The organism is Sphingobium sp. B8D3B, from assembly GCF_025961875.1.
In the GTDB taxonomy this organism is placed as follows: domain Bacteria; phylum Pseudomonadota; class Alphaproteobacteria; order Sphingomonadales; family Sphingomonadaceae; genus Sphingobium.
This window is the reverse complement of sequence record NZ_JAOQON010000001.1, coordinates 2,751,077-2,770,050: the sequence shown is the minus strand read 5'-3', so window position 1 is coordinate 2,770,050 and position 18,974 is coordinate 2,751,077. Positions and strand designations below refer to the sequence as shown.

General features: G+C 62.0%; 16 protein-coding genes and 1 tRNA gene. 10 read left to right on the top strand and 7 right to left on the bottom strand.

Annotated elements, in window-relative coordinates:
• Nucleotides 1–206 precede the first annotated feature (206 nt).
• Complete coding sequence (locus tag M2343_RS12935) at nt 207–833, bottom strand: SOS response-associated peptidase (protein ID WP_264603897.1); 627 nt, start codon at nt 831–833, stop codon at nt 207–209.
• An 867-nt stretch (nt 834–1,700) separates the two neighbouring features.
• Between M2343_RS12935 and M2343_RS12930 the strand changes: the two genes are divergently transcribed.
• The 4 genes from M2343_RS12930 (at nt 1,701) to M2343_RS12915 (ending at nt 6,329) form a co-directional block, all read left to right on the top strand.
• The gene (locus M2343_RS12930) at nt 1,701–3,338 is read left to right on the top strand and encodes an N-6 DNA methylase (protein ID WP_264576974.1); all 1,638 of its coding nucleotides are present in this window, start codon (nt 1,701–1,703) and stop codon (nt 3,336–3,338) included.
• Nucleotides 3,335–4,531: a DNA (cytosine-5-)-methyltransferase gene (gene dcm, locus M2343_RS12925; protein WP_264576973.1), complete on the top strand. Its 1,197-nt coding sequence runs from the start codon at nt 3,335–3,337 to the stop codon at nt 4,529–4,531. Before M2343_RS12930 ends, dcm begins: the two co-directional genes overlap by 4 nt.
• Nucleotides 4,528–5,841: a DUF3883 domain-containing protein gene (locus tag M2343_RS12920; RefSeq protein ID WP_264576972.1), complete on the top strand. Its 1,314-nt coding sequence runs from the start codon at nt 4,528–4,530 to the stop codon at nt 5,839–5,841. Before dcm ends, M2343_RS12920 begins: the two co-directional genes overlap by 4 nt.
• A 412-nt stretch (nt 5,842–6,253) precedes the next feature.
• Nucleotides 6,254–6,329, top strand: a tRNA-Val gene (locus M2343_RS12915).
• 16 nt (nt 6,330–6,345) lie between these two features.
• Here M2343_RS12915 and M2343_RS12910 read toward each other — a convergent pair.
• From M2343_RS12910 to metX, 5 genes are all read right to left on the bottom strand, one after another.
• A complete protein-coding gene (locus tag M2343_RS12910) occupies nt 6,346–7,212 on the bottom strand; it encodes a pirin family protein (protein WP_264576971.1) in 867 nt (288 codons plus the stop codon).
• Between the two features lie 115 nt (nt 7,213–7,327).
• Complete coding sequence (locus M2343_RS12905) at nt 7,328–8,551, bottom strand: multidrug effflux MFS transporter (RefSeq protein WP_264576970.1); 1,224 nt, start codon at nt 8,549–8,551, stop codon at nt 7,328–7,330.
• A gap of 136 nt (nt 8,552–8,687) precedes the next feature.
• On the bottom strand, nt 8,688–9,281 hold the full coding sequence (gene metW / locus M2343_RS12900; RefSeq protein WP_181561002.1) for a methionine biosynthesis protein MetW: 594 nt from the start codon (nt 9,279–9,281) through the stop codon (nt 8,688–8,690).
• Nucleotides 9,274–9,729, bottom strand: a complete 456-nt coding sequence (locus tag M2343_RS12895) for a GNAT family N-acetyltransferase (RefSeq protein ID WP_264577563.1) — start codon at nt 9,727–9,729, stop codon at nt 9,274–9,276. The genes metW and M2343_RS12895 overlap by 8 nt, the downstream gene beginning before the upstream one ends.
• A 5-nt stretch (nt 9,730–9,734) precedes the next feature.
• Nucleotides 9,735–10,874 (bottom strand): homoserine O-acetyltransferase MetX, encoded by a 1,140-nt coding sequence (gene metX / locus M2343_RS12890; protein ID WP_264576969.1) that lies wholly within the window; start codon nt 10,872–10,874, stop codon nt 9,735–9,737.
• Between the two features lie 138 nt (nt 10,875–11,012).
• Between metX and hisC the strand changes: the two genes are divergently transcribed.
• The 3 genes from hisC to M2343_RS12875 all read left to right on the top strand — a co-directional run bounded on the left by hisC (nt 11,013) and on the right by M2343_RS12875 (nt 13,818).
• On the top strand, nt 11,013–12,128 hold the full coding sequence (gene hisC / locus M2343_RS12885) for a histidinol-phosphate transaminase (protein WP_181561000.1): 1,116 nt from the start codon (nt 11,013–11,015) through the stop codon (nt 12,126–12,128).
• Nucleotides 12,128–13,036, top strand: a complete 909-nt coding sequence (locus tag M2343_RS12880) for a prephenate/arogenate dehydrogenase family protein (RefSeq protein ID WP_264571615.1) — start codon at nt 12,128–12,130, stop codon at nt 13,034–13,036. The genes hisC and M2343_RS12880 overlap by 1 nt, the downstream gene beginning before the upstream one ends.
• Nucleotides 13,037–13,149: 113 nt before the next feature.
• Entirely contained in the window at nt 13,150–13,818 is a 669-nt protein-coding gene (locus M2343_RS12875) for a hypothetical protein (protein WP_264576968.1), read from the top strand.
• A gap of 70 nt (nt 13,819–13,888) precedes the next feature.
• Here M2343_RS12875 and M2343_RS12870 read toward each other — a convergent pair whose 3' ends face one another.
• Complete coding sequence (locus M2343_RS12870) at nt 13,889–16,255, bottom strand: ribonuclease R family protein (RefSeq protein ID WP_264576967.1); 2,367 nt, start codon at nt 16,253–16,255, stop codon at nt 13,889–13,891.
• Between the two features lie 236 nt (nt 16,256–16,491).
• Here M2343_RS12870 and M2343_RS12865 point away from each other — a divergent pair, with 236 nt between their 5' ends.
• From M2343_RS12865 to M2343_RS12855, 3 genes are all read left to right on the top strand, one after another.
• A complete protein-coding gene (locus tag M2343_RS12865; protein ID WP_264577562.1) occupies nt 16,492–17,124 on the top strand; it encodes a PilZ domain-containing protein in 633 nt (210 codons plus the stop codon).
• A 130-nt stretch (nt 17,125–17,254) separates the two neighbouring features.
• On the top strand, nt 17,255–17,575 hold the full coding sequence (locus M2343_RS12860) for a DMT family transporter (protein WP_264576966.1): 321 nt from the start codon (nt 17,255–17,257) through the stop codon (nt 17,573–17,575).
• 135 nt (nt 17,576–17,710) lie between these two features.
• Entirely contained in the window at nt 17,711–18,961 is a 1,251-nt protein-coding gene (locus tag M2343_RS12855; RefSeq protein ID WP_264577561.1) for a mechanosensitive ion channel family protein, read from the top strand.
• Nucleotides 18,962–18,974 lie beyond the last annotated feature (13 nt).

Genomic DNA, 18,974 nt, shown 5'->3' with positions numbered 1-18,974 from the left:
TATGGTGGTGGTTTCAGCAGCGCCATTGGAACGACACGTTTCGCGACGCCCGGATGAGATTTTATTGCCGGCGATGCTCAGCTGCTCGCGGCCGACGCGTGCGGCCCATGCTGATCGAAACGAGCCAGGACAGGGAGACGATCCTGCTCCCGCTTCCAGATCAGCTGGTCTGGAAGAAAGCTCTGCGCAGATACCGCACCTGACGTTCAGGCGACTGCCATAAGCTGGCTGGGAAAGGGCTGAGCGAGAGCGCGAGCCGCATCCAAATCGCCGGTCAGCCAAACCTGATAGTCCTCGGGATGGAGAATGACCGGCATGGCCTTCGGGTGAAGCGGGGCGACCAGCGGGTTGGGTTCGCAGGTCAGGAACGCAAAGACGATCCCGGCCTCGCTCGGACGCCAAATCCCGGCGAAGCATGACACCGGCTGCTGATTGATCGTGAACCACCACTCCTCACGCCCTTGGCCGATCTTCGGCTCGGCAAACTGCGTGAAGGGCACAAGGCAACGCTGCGCCGGCGTTGCGATCATTGATCGCCAGAACGGACTATCGAGATTGCGGACGTTGGTGATGTGCTTGGTGATCGTCGTGCCGGGGCGCTTGCCGGGCATCTTTCGCGGGACGCCCCAGATCATCTGATCAACGACGGTTTGCCCTTCACTACTGCGCGCCACGATGGCGGGCTTGCGGGGCCAGACATCCTCGGATGCCGCTTGCAGCTCAGGCTCGGGAAGATGGGCGCCGATATACTCTGCCCATGTCGAGAGCTTAGAGGGGTCGGCCCGGAAGTGATTGCAGATGGCGGCCTCCATCAATGCCAGCGCTGATCGCATGACTAGCATCGATCCGCAGCCCGACAAACGCCTCTACGCGATGGCCCCCCGCGAAACGCGCTTTTCCCCCCGCCTCGCCCGCGCGCTTTTTGTGTCGGTATTGATGCATTTTCACCGGCGCCGGAAACCGGCCTAAGAGCCGGACGGAGTGGCCGAATATATCGGTGCTCCGCAGATGCATCCTGATGCACACTCGCACCTATTTGGATCCGATAATCGGTCAATTTATTCTGAGCGTCCAATCACGTCGCAAAAATTTCTGAGTTTTCGCTCGTCCGCCCAAGGGCGGGGGATGGGGTCGGGAAAACCATAACATCCATAATCTCGCGGAGATATTGCGCTGTAAGTAGCAGAAAACTGCCATTTCTATGGTTATGGTTCGACCATAATTTTTTATAATCTTAAGCGGGTGGAAACATAATGTCTTTGAAAAGAAGGGGCTTTTTCAAATCGAAATGTCACCTTCAAAAGACATAATCTGGTTATGGTAATATTATGTCAGATGTTATGGTGTAAGCCATTGAAAATAAGCCCATGTTATGGATGTTATGGTTTTCCCGCCCCCCAATTGGCAACAGGGATGGCGTAACGTTCATGTTCAATAGTCGTTCCTGGCGGCTAGCGACGAACTCTTGCTGAGATCGTTTGGTAGCAATGCAGCGTCCGCATCTCCTACTCTGTCGGGTGTTCGAAAACGCCCGCAGGTCGCTCGATATCAATCTGACGATCGCACGGAATTCCGGTTGCCGAAACGTTCTCATTCCCCCAAGATTCTGGCGCCCGACATTGCGGCGGGAAGAGGTCAAATTATGTTCTTGGTTCAAATGCTGATAAAAGCCGAGTCAGGCCTACCGCTTGAGGTTGCCCATGCTTGAGCTGGATAGCCATGCGGCCAGCGAGGAAAGCTACAACGGCAAGACCCTGGCGGAGAGGGCGACCGGACGCTTCTACACGCCGACCCGGCTAGCTAATGATCTGGCCGAACAGATGATTTCAGCGCTGGAGATAACGTCATTAACGAAAATCGCTGCAACTGATCCATTTTGTGGGGATGGGCGCCTCATTCTTGCGCTTCTCTCAGTATCGGCCCGAAATCCCAAGCTTTCGAAACTTCCGTGGCTCATTGAGCTTCGCGACCGAGAGGCTGCTGCGGCCAACACGGCCGCCGCGCGTGTGTGTGCAATGGCGCGTCGGCTCGGCATGAACGTCAAGACGGATGTAATAGTGGGCGATACATTTGCCACTGATCTCTCCCCGCGTTTTGACTTCGTTATCACGAATCCGCCTTGGGAACTGCTGAAGCCCGACAGCAGAGAGGTAAGGCATTTGTCTTTGTTGGGCGCGAAGCGATACAAGGAGGACCTACGTGCCCTCTCGCGAGTGCTTGACACGCGCTTTCCAGCAGCCCGCGCGGAAGGCGCATGGGGCGGGTGGGGCACTAACCTCGCCCGATGTGGCTGGGATTTGAGTCTAAGTATTGCGCGAAGGGGCGGCGTCATCGGGATCATTCTTCCCGCAACGATCATGGGCGACCAGTCTTCGACCGCGATACGCCGCAAGGCATTTGGATCGAACAGAATCGTCGACGCAGCGACATATCCATCTGAGGCACGCTTGTTCGAACGGGTGGATCAACCGGTCGTCGCGCTTACTATGCACGCCGGTAGCCGAGCGGCGGGGAAGGGACGGATACGGTCGTTCGACGCACATGGCTCTTTAGTTAGCGAACAGGCCGTCATCTTAAATAGATCGGCGATGGAAGCTCGCAACTGGACCCTTCCTTTTGGGCCTCCCTCGGGAGCTGACGAATTGGCCGGGAAGTTTAGTGGCTTATCAACTTTACAGTCCTGGGAAGGGGATCGTCCGCATAACCTTTGGCTGGGGCGAGAGTTAGACGAAACCCGTCTTGCCGAGAAAGTTACCAAGGGAACTCGATACCCCTTCGTCAAAGGCCGTATGATCAGCCGGCACGGTGTAATTGAGGATCCGACAATGTCAGTCCGTCCAGCTCTTTGCACGGGGTTCCATTCCACCAGCTTTCCTCGAGCGGTATGGCGTGACGTGGCCCGAGCCACATCCAAGCGGCGCATGATTGGTACGGTGATTCCACCAGGTTGGGTCGCAGGGAACTCTTTACACGTCGCGTGTTACCGAGATGGCAAGCTAGACCGCACTACTGCTCTTCATGCTCTGCTCTCATCGTTCGTCGTCGAAGCACAGGTTCGAGCGCGGCTTACTACCGGCCATATGTCTCTTGGCGTAGTCAGGCAGGCGCGAATGCCCGAGCTGAACGATCAATTAGTAGGAAAGCTGTCTTCAATCGCTAGGTGCGCTATGAATGGCGGCGGATCCGCGGCTGAGCATCGTCTCGAAATCACCGTAGCGAAAGCTTACGGGCTAAATCGAGCTGATATGGCGCGGCTGCTTGACGACTTTCCTAAGCTTGAAGATTGGGAGCGCGATGCCTTGACTAGCGTCGCAAATTGGAACGAGTGCAGATTATGATCTGGAACCATCAGAGCGCTAAACTGAGCGCGCTGGATCTTCAATTTGCCCGCGCCGTGCCTCCAGGTGGGAATTGGAAAAACATCCCCGAAGATGTTCCATCGGCGCGTTTGGCGCAAATTCGGGAAAGTTGCGCAGCAGGCAAGGGGTCACGTTCCACCTACTACGGCCGCCTCCTTCCCGACGCTCCTAGCTACACAATCGGCACTTACTACACCCGGCCTGGCAATGGCTGCTTTCTACATCCAGACGCCTCGCAAGATCGCACCATCTCCCACAGGGAAGCAGCGCGCCTGCAATCGTTCCCAGACGACTTCATCTTTCATGGTTCACAGCGCGCGGTATGTCAGCAGATCGGCAATGCAGTTCCGCCTCTGCTCGCAATGCAAATCGCCGAAGCCCTAGGTGCACCGGGCGACATGGTCGACGTGTTCGCAGGATGTGGAGGCCTATCGCTCGGTTTTAAATGGCAGGGTTGGACAACGTTGGCGGCGGCAGACTTCGACAAGTCCGCAGTCGCGGCATTCAGGCAGAACGTTTCGCCACTTGCCGTCGTTGGCGACATGAACGACGATCAGGTCATAGAATATTTAGTAACTGCATCGAAAGAACGCTGCGGGGCGCGGCCTCTCGCCTTGGTAGGCGGGCCTCCATGTCAAGGTTTCTCGACGGGCGGAAACAAGCGTTCAGAAGCGGATGTCCGCAACCATCTCCATGCTAGATACTCTTTACTCTTGGAGAAAATGAAACCCGACCTGTTCGTGTTCGAAAACGTTCTTGGACTTTTAAGCATGTCAGGTGGGACTTTCTTACAGCGTATCATGAGGGGCTTCGATGAAGCCGGCTATGACGCGCAGGTTTGGAAAATGAACGCTGCGGAGTTCGGGGTCCCTCAGCGCCGCGTTAGAGTCGTAATCGTGGGTGTGCGACGTGCAGGCAGAGTCAATATGCCGCCGCGTCGTCCTGCAGAATGGTGTTCACTTTCTCCGGAGGGAAGTTTCGTAACGCAGGCAGCGGTGACAGTCGCGGAAGCGATCAGCGATCTCCCGGCGCTGATCGCTGGCGAGGATGGAAGCCAACTTGATTACTCTAGCGCTGCGACCTGCTCATATCAGGCTCTGATGCGTGGAGAACTTTCGCCTGCGGCCTATCTGGCTGAAACACGCCGCCGCAATTCTCGACTTGCCGCGTGATCCCGATCAATGTCCCTGCCGTTTACGACAAGGCGTTAGAGATCCTCAAAGGGGTAGCGGGTCATGGGTTTCGTGGCCGCGCTGCCCAGATTTTCCTCGCCTGCAAGCACTACGGCAATCAGATCCCTCGGGTTGGTTCCACTATCGGCATTGAATCGAGCCAGTTGCAACAGTTGCTTGATGACCTTTACAACAAGCCAAGCAGAGCCAATCCTGAAAAGATCGCGATCATTTTCGACAATGATCATAAGGTTCCAACGGGGCTTACCGGTGGAGTTTTGGCAGTCCCTTCGAATATTTGGCGGAACAATCTCAACCTTCAAAAAGGTTTCGTCTGCTACGCCTCAGTTCAAGAGATGCAAAGTCCGGCCTTCGTAAGCGCCTCTCGCAAAACTTGCCCCCACCTACGACCTTCAAATACGACGACACTCGTTCAGAGTTGGTGCCATTTAAAGGGTGAGCCACCTAAATATCGCGGCGAAGATAACCCCAAAATGTTTCGCAAAGATCCAGTCACTGGCGAATATACGGTCCATGATCCCCAAAACGTGTCCTTCTATTCAGGGATCGTTCGGCCAGCCAGCGGTACAAAAATACCGATCGCTGCACTTATCGCTGCAATTTACACGGACAGCTTTCTCGCCGCAGGACGCAGCCACGTAGATGTGGCGGATTTCTTGGCCGATTTTGGGTTCACGTCTACCGAGGCTGCCGCCTACTTCGACGACGATCCTGCTTCCCCCGCCCACCAAGAGTTTGCACTCTCCTATCCTGGAATGTCTTGGACGCGGCTCCAATCAACACAAGCTGTACAATCTGCCCCTCCAGTGCTGCCAGGTCTTCCGCCTGTCCCGGTCGCACAAACTTCGACGCCGGGCGGAACTGTGGTTCCGCACCCTGCTTCAATTGGAGTCACTACATCTCCGCCGCCACCGGCGGCGAGCGGATGGTGGGATGCTCAACAAGCCGTTAGGAAAACCCTTGAGGCCGCTGGGTGGCTTGTAACCGACACGAGCGGTCTAAAAGTCGGCTATGATTTCAAGATCATTAAGGCGGGAACACTCAAACTAATTGAGGTCAAGAGTTCAGTCGGTATCTGTACAGCTACGCTCACCCGTCTGGAATATGATCAGGCAATTGCCCTGAGAAGAGACTATGTGTTGGCAATTGTCGAAAACTTCGACCCTACCTCGGTGGCGACGATCCAATGGGTAGAGGATCCGGCTCGGCTTCAGATGACGAAACGTCAGGTAGTGCAATACACACTTCCTCGATCGGTATGGAGAAAGCATACTGGGCCCATGCCCTAATCTTGCCGAAGTCGAGTTAGGCGATCCTAACGATTGTGTTTGTGGCTGACCGCTCGGCTGAACTCGCTATCGTTCCCGAGCAGGCGCTAAACTGACAGCTACCAAGAGCTTTGTAGTTGCTGCGCCCTGCTCCTCAGCCATTGCCGTCAAAGCGCACAAATACGTGTCAGCATATCGTCGGCTCTTAACTGGCATCGTTAGCGGTGGGGTGGAAACCGGCGATGCTAGAATTCTGGCAGCACGGCAACAGCCCTCTTATCAATTAAATCCCTGCCTTCGCACGTGTTCCAAAAGTTCGGGAATAGTTCGGGACTTCTAGGTCCGCATTTGGCCTGCAGTTGCCTTTCTGTTCCGCGAAACCGCTCTTGACGGACAAAGGGAAAACCTAGAAAGCGCAGGAAATCCCGCGAGGGGGCGATTAGCTCAGTTGGTAGAGCGTCTCGTTTACACCGAGAATGTCGGCGGTTCGAGCCCGTCATCGCCCACCAGCATCCTGTCCGGCGATCACACGGGCGCGCCAAAGCGCCCGCTGTTGAAATCATCGATCGCCGCGTGGATTTCCGCTTCGCTGTTCATCACGAAGGGCCCGTAGCCGACAATCGGTTCGTCGATCGGTTCACCGGTGAGGACGAGCAGGCTCGACTCGCCCGCGGCCTGGATTTGAACATCCTTGCCGTCTTGGCTCAGCAGCAGAACCTCGGCCTCATCAAGCGGCTGGGTGCCATTGATCGTGAGCCGGCCAGTCAGCGCGACGATCAGGGCAATGTGCCCCTCCGGCAGAGCGAGCGTCGTGTCCGCGCCTGCGGTCAGCCGTACATCCCACACGTTGATGGGCGTGAAGGTACGGGCCGGCCCCTGAGCGTCGCCAAGGGCGCCCGCGATGATGCGTGCGATACCCGTAGCAGCACCGAGGTCGACGGTGGGAATGTCTTCGGCCGAAATCGCCTGATAACCCGCCGGCCCCATCTTGTCCTTGCCGGGCAGGTTCACCCAGAGCTGCACGATCCGGAACGGACCACCGGCGAGCGCGAAGGCGGGCGAATGGAACTCCTCGTGCAGAATGCCGCCGGCGGCCGTCATCCACTGCACGTCGCCAGGGCCGATGATGCCGCCATTGCCCGTGGAATCGCGATGCTCCACTTCGCCGTCATACACGATGGTGACCGTCTCGAATCCACGATGGGGATGCTGTCCCACGCCCCGCCGCGCCTGGGTCGGTTCGAACGCGTGCGGCCCGGCATAATCGAGCAGCAGGAACGGGCTGATCTGTTGCCCAAGATCGTGATAGGAAAAGAGCGAGCGAACCGGGAAGCCATCGCCGACCCAGTGACCCTGATTGCTGCCGTAACGGCCGAGAATTGCCTTGCGCACGAACGATCTCCGCAGGCGGGCACGGGCCAGCCTTTCCCCATTCAGATAGGGTGAGGGCCTCAGGAAATGAAGGACGGACGGCGCAGCTGCTCGTCCGGCGCTCGCCCGAGACCGCTCAGCGCGGCGGCAGTGGGGGCCGCATGGCGTTGCGGCGCGGGCGGGTGAAGAGGCGTCCGCGCTCGGCCAGCAGGATGAAGACGAGCGCGACCAGACCGGTGGCCATGAAGCCTTCCGCCAACGGCTGGGTGGTGCCGTCGAACCTTTGTCCGGTCGCCGCCCCGATCAGCGTGGCAATCGCCATGCGCGCAAAGCTCTGGAAGCTGGCGGCCGATCCGGCGATGTGACCGAAGGGCTCCATGGCGATCGAGCCGAAGTTCGATCCGGTAAAGCCGACCATGCCCATGTTGAGTGCGATCAGCACCATGAACAGCAGCAGCGGCTCGGGATGCATCTGGCTGGCCAGCAGCTGAGCAATGCTGACGGCGATGAAGAAGATGAGCGCGAGGTGCGAAACCCTGCGCGCACCGAAGCGCTCGACGATGCGGCTGTTCGAGAAGTTCGCCACCGCCATCGACCCTGCCACGCAGGCGAAGGCGAGCGGGAAGAAGGCCCCGGCATCGAACACGTCGAAGAAAATCTGCTGCGCGCTATTCAGGAAACCGAACATGCCGCCCATCATGATCCCCGCGCCGAGCATATAGCCCAGGCCCTGACGATCCTTGACGACCGCCGCCCAGTTGCGAGCGATGACCGGCAGGGAAATGCGCTGGCGCTGGTCTTCATCCAGCGTCTCCGGCAGCCGGCGCCATGTCCACACCAGCACGATGCTGGCGTAAGCCGCCAAGACGAGGAAGATCTCGCGCCAGGATGCCACGGTCAGCACCAGTTGACCCACGGAGGGAGCGATGACCGGCACCAGCATGAAGATGATGAAGATCACGCTCATCAGCCGCGCCATGGTGTCGCCCGAGTAGCGATCGCGGATCACGGACACGGCGAGCACGCCCAGGCCCGCGGCAAAGAAGCCGTGCACCGCGCGCATCGTGAGCAGCATCTCGTAGGTCGGCGCCAGCGCGCTGGCGAGGCCGCCGAGCGCCGAAAAGGTAATGCTGAGCAGCAGCATCGGCCTGCGCCCGAACCGGTCCGCCAGCGGGCCGGCGACCAGCGAACCGACGGCATTGGCCAGCATATAGGCAGTGATCATATATTGCAGCGAATTGGGGTCGGCCACGTTCAGGGACGCGCGAATCGCGGGGAAGGCCGGCAGCATCGCGTCGATGGCGAGCGCATTGAGCGCCATGATCGACGCCATCAGGCCGACAAATTCACGTTCGTTCATGGGAAAGGGCTTGGCCGCAGCAGTCATGTCGTCGTTTCGCTGTTCTGTTCGTGGCACGCCCTATGCACCGCCTGCTGCGATCTGGCCACCCCGTTGTTGCACTGCAGCATAATTCGGAAGGATGGTGTGTCGCCCATCAGGCATGCAGCAGGAAGACGGCGTGTTCGGCGAACAGATTGGCATTGGCTGATCCCGTCGTGCGGCCATGGTTGAGGAACCATTGGGCATCGATGGTCCAGCCCCGCTCACGCACCAGCGCCCGAAAATCGTCGATGGTGAGGTGGTGGATGTTGGGCGTGTCGTACCAGCGCTCGGGCAACAGCGGCGTCACCGGCATCCGCCCGCCCCACATCAGCGAGAGGCGCCCGCGCCAGTGCGCGAAATTGGGAAAGGAGACAAAGGCCTGTTTGCCGATGCGCAGCAGTTGCTCGATCACCTTGTCCGGTCGCCGCGTCGTCTGGAGCGTCTGACTGAGGATCGCGAAATCGAAGCTCTTGTCTGGATAATAGCCAAGGTCGGTGTCGGCATCGCCCTGAACGACCGGCAGGCCGCGCCCGACGGCCGCGGCCACATTGGCCGGATCGATCTCCAGCCCGCGCACGTCTGCGTGTGCTCCGTCGCGCATCGCCGCCATGAGGGCGCCATCGCCGCAACCCACGTCCAGCACCCGAGAGCCCGTGGTGACGTGGCGCGCGATCAGTGCAAGATCCGGACGCAGGCCGTCAGTCATGCGGCGAAGTCTCTTCGCCATTCAGCAGCGTGTCGAAGGCGGGGTCGAGCCGTTCCATGTAGCGGTCGGGCTTTCGCGGGCTGCGGAAGCCGAGCGGGGCATAGACGCCATGCGCATCGAGCGTGGTGAGGCCGATACGCCGGATGCCCTGGAAATCAGGATGATCGAGAAACCACTGGACCATGCGGCGTGCCAGCCCGGCTCCGCGCGCGGCGTCATCGACCCACACGTCGCTCAGCCAGGCAAAGGTGGCATGGTCGGTGATCATGCGGGCGAAGCCAATCTGGGCGCCGTTGCGATAGGCGCCGAGGCAGTGCGATCCGTCGATGGCCCGGTCCACCAGCGCGCGGGCGATGCCGGGCGACCAGTAGCTCGAGGCTAGCCAGCCATGAATGCGCGCGCGGTCCAACCGGACCGGATCGTCGCTCAAAGTGATATCAGCGTGCATCCCGGTCATGCGCCGCCTCTCAGGAAGCCGTCGAGCACGCGATTCATCTCGGGAGCATCCAGCAGGAAGCTGTCATGGCCGAAGGGGCTTGAAAGCTCGACGAAGGTCGCGGCCCGACCGGCCGCATGGAGCGCGTGGACGATGTTGCGCGACTCTGTCGTGGGGTAGAGCCAGTCGGTATCGAAGCTGATGATGCAGAAGCGCGCCTGCGTCCGCGCGAACGCATTGGCCAGACTGCCGCCATGATCCTCTGCCAGATCGAAATAATCAGTCGCCCGCGTGATGTAGAGATAGCTGTTGGCGTCGAACCGCTCGACGAAGCTGATGCCCTGGTGGCGCAAATAGCTCTCAACCTGAAAGTCGGCATCGAAGCCGAAGGTCTTCGTCTCCCGCGCCTGCAGCTTGCGGCCGAACTTTTCGGTCAGCCCGGCTTCGGAAAGATAGGTGATGTGCGCGGCCATGCGTGCCACCGCCAAGCCCGCAGCCGGGGGCTCGCCGCTCGCATAATAGTCGCCGCCGCGCCAGCGCGGGTCGGCCATGATCGCCTGGCGCCCGACCTCGTGAAAGGCGATGTTTTGCGCGCTGTGACGGGCGGTGGTGGCAATCGCCAGCACGGCGCGCACGCGCTCGGGATAGAGGGTCGGCCACGCCAGCGCCTGCATCCCGCCCATCGAGCCGCCGACCACGGCGGCAAGCTGGGCCACGCCCAGATGATCGAGCAGCATCGCCTGTGCGCGGACCATGTCGGCGATGGTGATGACGGGAAAGCGCATCGCAAAAGGCGCACCGGTGGCAGGATCGATGCTGGCCGGGCCGGAAGAGCCGAGGCAACTGCCCAACACATTGGCGCAAATGATGAAATGCCGCTCGGGGTCAATGGGCTTGCCGGCCCCCACGGCGCGCGTCCACCAGCCGGGCTTGCCGGTCACCGGATGTTCCGACGCCACGAACTGATCGCCGGTCAGCGCATGGCAGATCAGCACGGCATTGCTGCCCTGCGCGTTCAGCGTGCCATAAGTTTCGTAAGCGATCTCGACGGGCGTCAGGCTAGCGCCGCTATCGAGCCGGAGCGGCCCTGCCAGCCGGATGGACCGCCGCAGGCCGAAGCGCTGGTCTGTGGAAGCGATGGCACTCTCCATGGACATGATCCAGCGCTTGAGCCGAAGAGCGGATATTGTCAATCGGGCCGGCCGGCCGGGGCTGTCGAGCGCATCATCGCGGAGCTTTGGGCGAATCGCACAGGCCTTTGCCAATTGCGCGCAGCGGGGCTAAAGCGCCACGCCATGACAGACGATCTTCAAAAGCCCGCCGCACCCGTCGCCAAAGACTGGATCATGGCCATCGCGCCTTATGTTCCGGGCAAGTCGAAGGCGGATGATGGCCGCGAGGTCGTGAAGCTTTCGTCCAATGAAAATCCCTTCGGCACAGCCGAGCCGGTGCGCGCGGCATTCCGTTCCGCTGCCGACTGCCTGGAGCGCTATCCCGACTCCGCTGCGGTTGAGCTGCGCGAAGCGATTGCGCAGCGGCACGGGCTTGACCCGGCCCGGATCATCTACGGCACCGGGTCGGATGAAGTGCTGCACATGGCTGCCGGCACCTTCGCGGGCGCGGGCGATGAGATCATTTTCATGCGCTATGGCTTCTCCGTCTACCCCATCGCGACGCGTCGCGTCGGCGCAGTGCCCGTCGAGGTCGCGGACAAGGATTATGCGACGGATGTCGATGCCATCCTGGCCCATGTCACGGATCGCACCCGGCTGGTGTTCCTCGCCAATCCGAACAACCCGACCGGTACGTTCACGCCCCGCGCGGAGATCGCCCGCCTGCATGCCGGACTGCCGCCACATGTTCTGCTGGTGCTGGATCAGGCCTATAGCGAATATCTCGACGCCGAGGATGACGATGGCGGGCTGGAACTGGCCCGCACCGCGCCCAATGTGCTGGTCACGCGCACCTTCTCCAAGATCTTCGGCCTTGCTGCCGGCCGGGTCGGCTGGGGCTATGCCAGCGCGGAGGTGATCGACGCGATGCACCGCATTCGCCAGCCCTTCTCCTTCCCCATCGCCTCGTCCCGCGCGGCGGTCGCGGCGCTGGAGGCGCAGGACTTCGTGGAGAAGAGCCGCGCGCACAACAGCGAATGGCGCGCCTGGTTCGAGACGGAGATCGGGGCGCTTAGCAACAAGGGGCTACGCGCCGTGCCGTCCAAGGCCAATTTCAGCCTCGTGCTGTTCGAGGGCGAGACGAGCGCCGAGACGGCCTATAAGGACCTGATGGACGCCGGCTATATCGTGCGCTGGCTGCCCGGGCAGGATCTGCCCAATGCCCTGCGCATCACCATCGGCACGCCGGAAGACATGAAGGGGCTCGTCGCTGCGCTTCGCCGGATCGTCGGCGCCTGATGCTGCCCTTTTCGCGCGTTGCCATCATCGGGCTGGGCCTGATCGGCTCGTCGCTGGCGCGCGCCCTGCGGGCCTATGCGCCGACCGTGCGGGTGGTCGGGCACGATGCCAATCCGGAAGTGCGAGAGACCGCGCGGCGGATCGACCTATGCGACGATGTGACGGACACGCCCGGCGCGGCGGTGATCGACGCCGATCTGGTGGTGCTGTGCGTGCCGCCGGGCGCGATGGCGCCGGTTGCCGAGGCGATCCGCGACGATCTGGCGGCCGATGTCATCCTCTCGGAGGTCGCATCCTCGCAAGCGAGCATCATCGCCGAAATCCACAGGGTCCTGCCCGATGTGACGCTGGTGCCGGCACATCCGGTTGCCGGCACGGAGAATAGCGGCCCGGAGGCAGGCTTTGCGACGCTGTTCCGCAACCGCTGGTGCATCCTCACGCCGCCGGCCGGGACCGATCCGGTCGCGGTCACGCGGGTCGAGGCGCTGTGGCAGCGGCTCGGCGCCAATGTCGAGATCATGGATGCCGCGCATCATGATCTGGTCCTGGCCGTCACCAGCCATTTGCCGCACCTCATCGCCTATACGATCGTCGGCACGGCCAATGATCTGGAGAGCGTGACGCGCAGCGAAGTCATCAAATATTCGGCCGGCGGCTTTCGCGACTTCACCCGCATTGCCGCGTCCGATCCCACCATGTGGCGCGATGTCTTCCTCACCAACAAGGACGCGGTGCTGGAGATGCTTCAGCGCTTCTCGGAGGATCTCTCGCAACTGCAACGGGCCATTCGCTGGGGCGATGGCGACGCGCTGTTCGAGCATTTCAGCAAGACGCGGGCGATCCGTCGCTCGATCATCGAGCAAGGGCAGGACGACGCCGCGCCTGACTTCGGCCGGCAGCACGAATAATCGGCCGCCGAAACACAGCGATCGCGTCCGCGGCGTATATCCCTGACAGGATATGACGCCTGTACCCGGCTCGGGCATGAGCGCGCCCTCACGACATTTGGGGGGAAGCAAAAATGCCTATCAAGATGAAGACCTGTCTCGCACTGAGCACCGCCACGCTTCTGGCGGTGTCGCCCGCCTTCGCAGAAGATGCGCGTTACTCGGTTGGCGTCACCGCCGGCACGCTCGGCGCCGGGCCGGAAGTGGGGATGAGGATCAATGACACGTTTGGCGTACGAGCCAGCGCGTCCTTCTTCGATTTCAGCCATGACATCGACGTCAACGACCTGACCTATGAGGGCAAGCTGAAGCTCGAATCCTATGGCGCCGTCGCGGACGTCTATCCGTTCGGCGGCGGGTTCCGGCTTTCCGGTGGTTTCCGCATCGCCAAGAACCGGGTCAGCGCTACGGCGACGCCGACCGAGCCTGTGACCATCGGCGATGTCACTTATACCCCGAGCGAGATCGGCACGCTCTCCGGCACGATCCGCGCCAAGGACTTCGCGCCGTTGCTGACCGTGGGTTATGCGGGTGGCCTGAGGCGCGGCATCAAGTTCGGCGTGGACGCCGGCGCCATGTTCCAGGGCACGCCGCGCGTGGATGCGCTGCGGGCCACCGGTAGCCTCGCGACCAACGCGGCTTTCCAGGAGCAGTTGCTCAAGGAGCAGGCGGATGTCAACGACGAGGTCAACAAGTACAAGGTTTACCCTGTGCTGCAGTTTTCTCTGTTCTATGCCTTTTGACCTGACAGCGCAGGAATGAACGACGGGGCGCGCCTAGATGGAGCGCCCCTTTATCCAATGTCCCGCGCGATCAGCGGCGTTTGACCGGCCCCTTGCGGCGCGCGGTGTGCCGGATGTTCGGCGGGCGTCCGGTGCGGCGGACGGGCGCACTGCCGGGACGGCGACGGTCCTTGCGTTCGGGCATGTGGCTGGCGCCGTGTGGAATCTCGAAGCGCAGCGCGCCGCTTACTGGGTCGGATTCGGCGATGCGCAGGTCGATGCGGTCGCCCATGGCATAGCGATCGCCGCTGTCCTCGCCGATCAGCGCCTGCTGTACCTCGTCATAGCGGAAATATTCGCCACCGAGCGTCGAGACGGGCACGAGGCCATCGCCGCCCAGCTCGACGACGGTGGCAAAGAAGCCGAAACTCTGCACACCGGTGATGCGGCAGGCCATGATTTCGCCGACATGCTGCGCCAGAAATGCCGCGACATAGCGGTCGACCGTTTCGCGTTCCGCTTCCATCGCCCGACGCTCATATTGGCTGATCCGCTCGCCGATGGGCGCGAGATCGGCCACGTCTTCCGAAGAGAGCCGCGTTTCGCGCGGGAGTGATTTGTCCGCCGGTGCCGGCATTTCCAGCCCATAGGCGCCGACCAGCGAGCGATGCACCAACAGGTCCGAATAGCGCCGGATTGGTGAGGTGAAGTGCGCATAAGAGCCGAGCGACAGGCCGAAATGGCCGAGATTGCGCGGGCCGTAATAGGCCTGCGTCTGGCTGCGCAGGATCTGCTCCATGATCTGCGGCCGCGCGGCGGCATCATCCGGAATCTGCTCGATCAGCCGGTTGAAGGTCTTGGTGGTGATCACCTGCCCGAGCGCCAGGCTGATGCCGTAGGTTTCAAGATACTCCTTGAGCGTCGTCAGCTTCTCCCGGCTGGGCGGCTCATGGACGCGGTACATGACCGGCGCCTTCTTGGCTTCCAGCGCCTTGGCGGCAGCGACATTGGCGGTGACCATGAAATCCTCGATCAGCCGGTGCGCATCCAGCCGTTCGCGGATAGCGATGCTGACGATGCGGCCTTCCTCGTCGAGCACGACCCGGCGCTCGGGCAGGTCGAGATCGAGCGGACCACGGGCATCGCGCGCCTTGGCCAGCGCGCGCCAGCATGCCCAGAGCGGAACCAGTGCGTCGTCGATCAGCCCATCGCCTTTGAGGCGATCGATCAGCCCGATGTCGAGCCGGGTGTCTGAGAAGGTCCGCTCTGGCTTGCCTTCGACGCGGTCGATGGCGGCCTGTGCCATCTCGTAGGGAATGTTGGCGGCGACGCGGATGATCGCGCGGGTGAAGCGCCAGGATTTGAGCGCACCGCCCGGTCCGATGACGAGATGACAGGCCAGTACGGCGCGATCCTCGCCTGCCTTGAGCGAGCACATGTCCGACGAGAGCGCGTGCGGCAGCATCGGCACGACACGGTCGGGGAAATAGACGCTGTTGCCGCGCTTGCGCGCGGAGCGATCCAGTGCCGAGCCGGGCCGTACATAATAAGAGACGTCAGCAATGGCGACGATGGCCTTGAAGCCGCCTTCATTGGCCGGATCATCGTCCGGCGCGGCCCACACGGCATCATCGAAATCGCGGGCATCGACCGGATCGATCGCCACGATGGGCAGGGCGCGCAGGTCCTCGCGCGCATCGGCGTGGAGGGGCAGGTCGTGGACCTTCGCGGCTTCGGTCTCGGCCTCCTCGGGAAACACATCGGGAATGCCATATTTGTGAATGGCGATCAGGCTGAAGCTACGGGGCTGGAAGGGGTCGCCAAGCACGTCCGTCACCCGCGCGGTGACGCGCGGGGGTCGGCCACTCTTCTCGGCCAGCACGAGATCGCCCGGCTGCGCATCGCCCTGGTCGCTGATCGGCGTCTCATAGCGGATGCGCTTGTCGACGGGACGCAGGATCAGCTTGCCGCGCTCGTCCTTGGCCACCACGCCGAGCATCTGCTCGGTCGCGCCGGCCAGCTTCTTCATCGGATGGGCGACCCAGCCATGACCGGCCTGCTCGGTGCGCGCCAGAATCCGGTCGCCAATGCCCAGCGCGCCGCGCTTGCCGCGCTCGATGACGCGCAGCTTGGGAATAGGGTGGCCCTCGGCTTCCCAGCGCTCCGGCACGGCGATGACCTGGCCGCCATCGGACTCGACCACGCGCAGCACGGTGACCTTGGGGACGCCGCCCATCAGGTTGAACGCTCTCGCCTTGCCGGTTTCGAGCAGGCCTTCATCGGCCATGTCGCGCAGCAGGGCCTTGAGCGCGATCTTCTCGTTGCCGCGCAGGCCAAAGGCCTTGGCGATCTCGCGCTTGCCTGCCGGCTGATCGGCATTGCTGATGAAATCGAGGATCTGTTCGCGCGTCGGCAGGCCGGCGGGCTGGGGACGGGTGGGCTTTCTGGGTGGTGCCATAGCGTCGATATAGGCACGTGCCGGCGCCGGCGCTAATCAATTGCAACGCGGCCCGTTCGGCGCATTTCGGGACGCGGCATTGGGCGCGAGTCGACGGATGGGATTTGCGCCGGCAAGCGAGCCTGCTATTTGCGGGGAGATTTCCTCAGCCCCGCAGACGTCCGGGAGGTCGGACGGACGCCGGGCCGAGCGACGGATCTAGAGAATGTTTTTTGGATAGGAAGCCGATTGTGCCGATGCCGGCAGACCAGTCCAACCCAGCGGCCGCTCGGCCTTCCCGCACGAATCTGCTCCTGTCCGCGACTATTGAGGCGGAGGGGATCGCCGCTCCGGTGCGCATCCGCAATCTCTCCGAGCACGGCGCATTGCTGGAAGGCGCTGCGCTGCCGCCGGTCGGTGCAGGCCTCATCTTGCGGCGCTTGCAGCTTGAGATGGGCGCCACGGTCATCTGGGTGGACAAGAATCGCTGCGGCGTGCGCTTTGAGGGCACGATTTCGGTGTCCGGCTGGCGCGAGGGCAATTGGATCGCTGCCGCAAGTCAGACGGGGCAGCCCCGCGTCGATGCGCCTCTGCCGTCATCACGGCCCGCTGCGCCTGGGACGGCGCCCCGCGCCTCGGCCCCGACTGCGGAGCTGGATCGGCGGATCGCCGAGGAACTGGATGTGCTGCGGCATCTGATCGAAGACCTCGGCACGCAACTGGTCGAAACGGTGGACGTCACGAGCCGGGCGACCGCCTTGCAGCAGTTCGATCTTGCGGCGCAGACGCTTGGCTATCTGGCCGAGGTGCTCAAGGCGCCCGATCGCGCAGTCGCCATTGACGCCATCGGCATGGAACGCCTCCGCCAGCGCCTGCTCGGCGGCGGCTGAGGGCATGATCACCTCAGGGCCTAACTGCCCTTGATCGCACGCGGTGTGGCGCCTAAATTTTCCTTGCGGCGACCACGTTCCCGCCTCTGACGTCAAGACCGGGACGGCCCGGCGCTTTCAGGAGGCTGTCATGGCGTGGATTGCGCTTTGCATCGCGGGTTTGTTCGAGGTCGTCTGGGCGACGGCCATGAAGCAGTCGGATGGCTTCACCCGGCTATGGCCCACCTTCGTCATGATCGCGGCGATGCTGCTCAGCTTTGCCTGTCTGGCATGGTCGCTGAAGGTTTTGCCACTCGGCACGGCCTATACGATCTGGACGGGCATCGGCGCGCTCGGCGCATTCGCTGTCGGCATCGCGTTTTTTGGGGAGGCGCTTACAGTGCTGCGATTAACCGCCGCCGGGCTGATTGTTTCGGGCCTTGTCCTCATGAAGATTTCAACGCCGGTCTAGATCGGGGGAGCAGCCAGCGGCCCGCGCAATCCGGCCGCTGGTTTGACTTCATGCCTAAAGGCAGGCAGGTTGGCAGCCCAATTTGAGATGAAACAGGAGCTTATCGCCGGCCCGCTCGCGGCCGCGCCCTTTGTCATGATTGATTCTATTCCCACGGCAACCGACCCTTCCTTTTCCATTCCCCTTCTCGATCGATGGTTCGCCGGTCTGCCGGCCTGGGCTGAAAGCCTCTCCGGGCTGGCAATCCTGATCGCGGTCGCGGCGCTCGCGAACTTCATCTTCAAGTCGATCCTGCTGCGCATGGCGCTGCGCGTCCTGCCGCACGATACGCCCGCGCTCGGCCGCGCGGTGGCCCGGCTGACCAATATCGTCCCGGCTATGGTCGTCTCACGCGGGATCGCGGCCGTGCCGCATCTGCCGCCGTCGCTGGTGACGGTGGTGCAGAATGTGGCGGGCGCGTTCGTGATCCTCACCATCGTGCTGGCGCTCAGCCATGCACTGACCTTCGTCAACGATCTCTACCAGCGGCGGCCGCACGCCGTGAACCGGCCGATCAAGGGCTATATCCAGGTTCTCAAGATCGTGCTGTTCGCGGCGGCGGCGATTCTGATGATCGCCCAGCTGATGGACAAGTCGCCGCTGCTGCTGCTGTCCGGCCTTGGCGCTATGGCGGCGGTCATCATGCTGGTGTTCAAGGATACGATCCTGTCGCTGGTGGCCTCCGTCCAGCTGACCTCCAACGACATGTTGCGCGTCGGTGACTGGATCGAGATGCCGCAGCTCAATGCTGATGGCGACGTGATCGACATCGCGCTGCACACGGTGAAGGTGCAGAACTGGGACAAGACCATCACCACCATCCCGACTCACCGGCTGATCGAGGAGAGCTTCAAGAACTGGCGCGGCATGTCGGAATCCGGCGGGCGGCGGATCAAGCGCTCGTTGATGATCGACCAGACCAGCGTGCGGTTTCTGTCCGATCAGGAAGAGCAGAGCCTGCGCCGCTTTGCGCTGCTGGGCGACTATTTGGTGGAAAAGCAGGCGGAGCTGGAGCGATGGAACAGCCGCATCGCCCATGACGGCCTCGATCCGGTGAACAGCCGGCGGGTCACTAATTTCGGGACATTCCGGGCTTATATGGCCGCCTATCTGCGGGCCAATGCGCGCATCTCGAAGGAGATGACGCTGCTGGTGCGGCAATTGGACCCGACGCCGCAGGGCATTCCGCTGGAAATCTATTGCTTCACCACCACCACGGCATGGGCGGCTTATGAGGCGATCCAGGCCGACATCTTCGACCATATGCTGGCCGTGCTGGACTCCTTCGATCTGCGGGTGTTCCAGGAGCCTAGCGGCCGGGATTTGCGCCAGCTCAAAGCAGCGTGAGAATGGGGAGAAG

Bases quoted from the DNA above. Each gene is read 5' to 3' on its own strand.
- M2343_RS12905 (WP_264576970.1), bottom strand. From the start codon at position 8,551: ATGAACGAACGTGAATTTGTCGGCCTGATGGCGTCGATCATGGCGCTC.
- M2343_RS12875 (WP_264576968.1), top strand. From the start codon at position 13,150: ATGCCTATCAAGATGAAGACCTGTCTCGCACTGAGCACCGCCACGCTT.
- metW (WP_181561002.1), bottom strand. From the start codon at position 9,281: ATGACTGACGGCCTGCGTCCGGATCTTGCACTGATCGCGCGCCACGTC.
- M2343_RS12860 (WP_264576966.1), top strand. From the start codon at position 17,255: ATGGCGTGGATTGCGCTTTGCATCGCGGGTTTGTTCGAGGTCGTCTGG.
- M2343_RS12865 (WP_264577562.1), top strand. From the start codon at position 16,492: ATGCCGGCAGACCAGTCCAACCCAGCGGCCGCTCGGCCTTCCCGCACG.
- M2343_RS12930 (WP_264576974.1), top strand. From the start codon at position 1,701: ATGCTTGAGCTGGATAGCCATGCGGCCAGCGAGGAAAGCTACAACGGC.
- dcm (WP_264576973.1), top strand. From the start codon at position 3,335: ATGATCTGGAACCATCAGAGCGCTAAACTGAGCGCGCTGGATCTTCAA.
- M2343_RS12880 (WP_264571615.1), top strand. From the start codon at position 12,128: ATGCTGCCCTTTTCGCGCGTTGCCATCATCGGGCTGGGCCTGATCGGC.
- metX (WP_264576969.1), bottom strand. From the start codon at position 10,874: ATGTCCATGGAGAGTGCCATCGCTTCCACAGACCAGCGCTTCGGCCTG.
- M2343_RS12935 (WP_264603897.1), bottom strand. From the start codon at position 833: ATGCGATCAGCGCTGGCATTGATGGAGGCCGCCATCTGCAATCACTTC.
- hisC (WP_181561000.1), top strand. From the start codon at position 11,013: ATGACAGACGATCTTCAAAAGCCCGCCGCACCCGTCGCCAAAGACTGG.
- M2343_RS12855 (WP_264577561.1), top strand. From the start codon at position 17,711: ATGATTGATTCTATTCCCACGGCAACCGACCCTTCCTTTTCCATTCCC.
- M2343_RS12895 (WP_264577563.1), bottom strand. From the start codon at position 9,729: ATGCACGCTGATATCACTTTGAGCGACGATCCGGTCCGGTTGGACCGC.
- M2343_RS12870 (WP_264576967.1), bottom strand. From the start codon at position 16,255: ATGGCACCACCCAGAAAGCCCACCCGTCCCCAGCCCGCCGGCCTGCCG.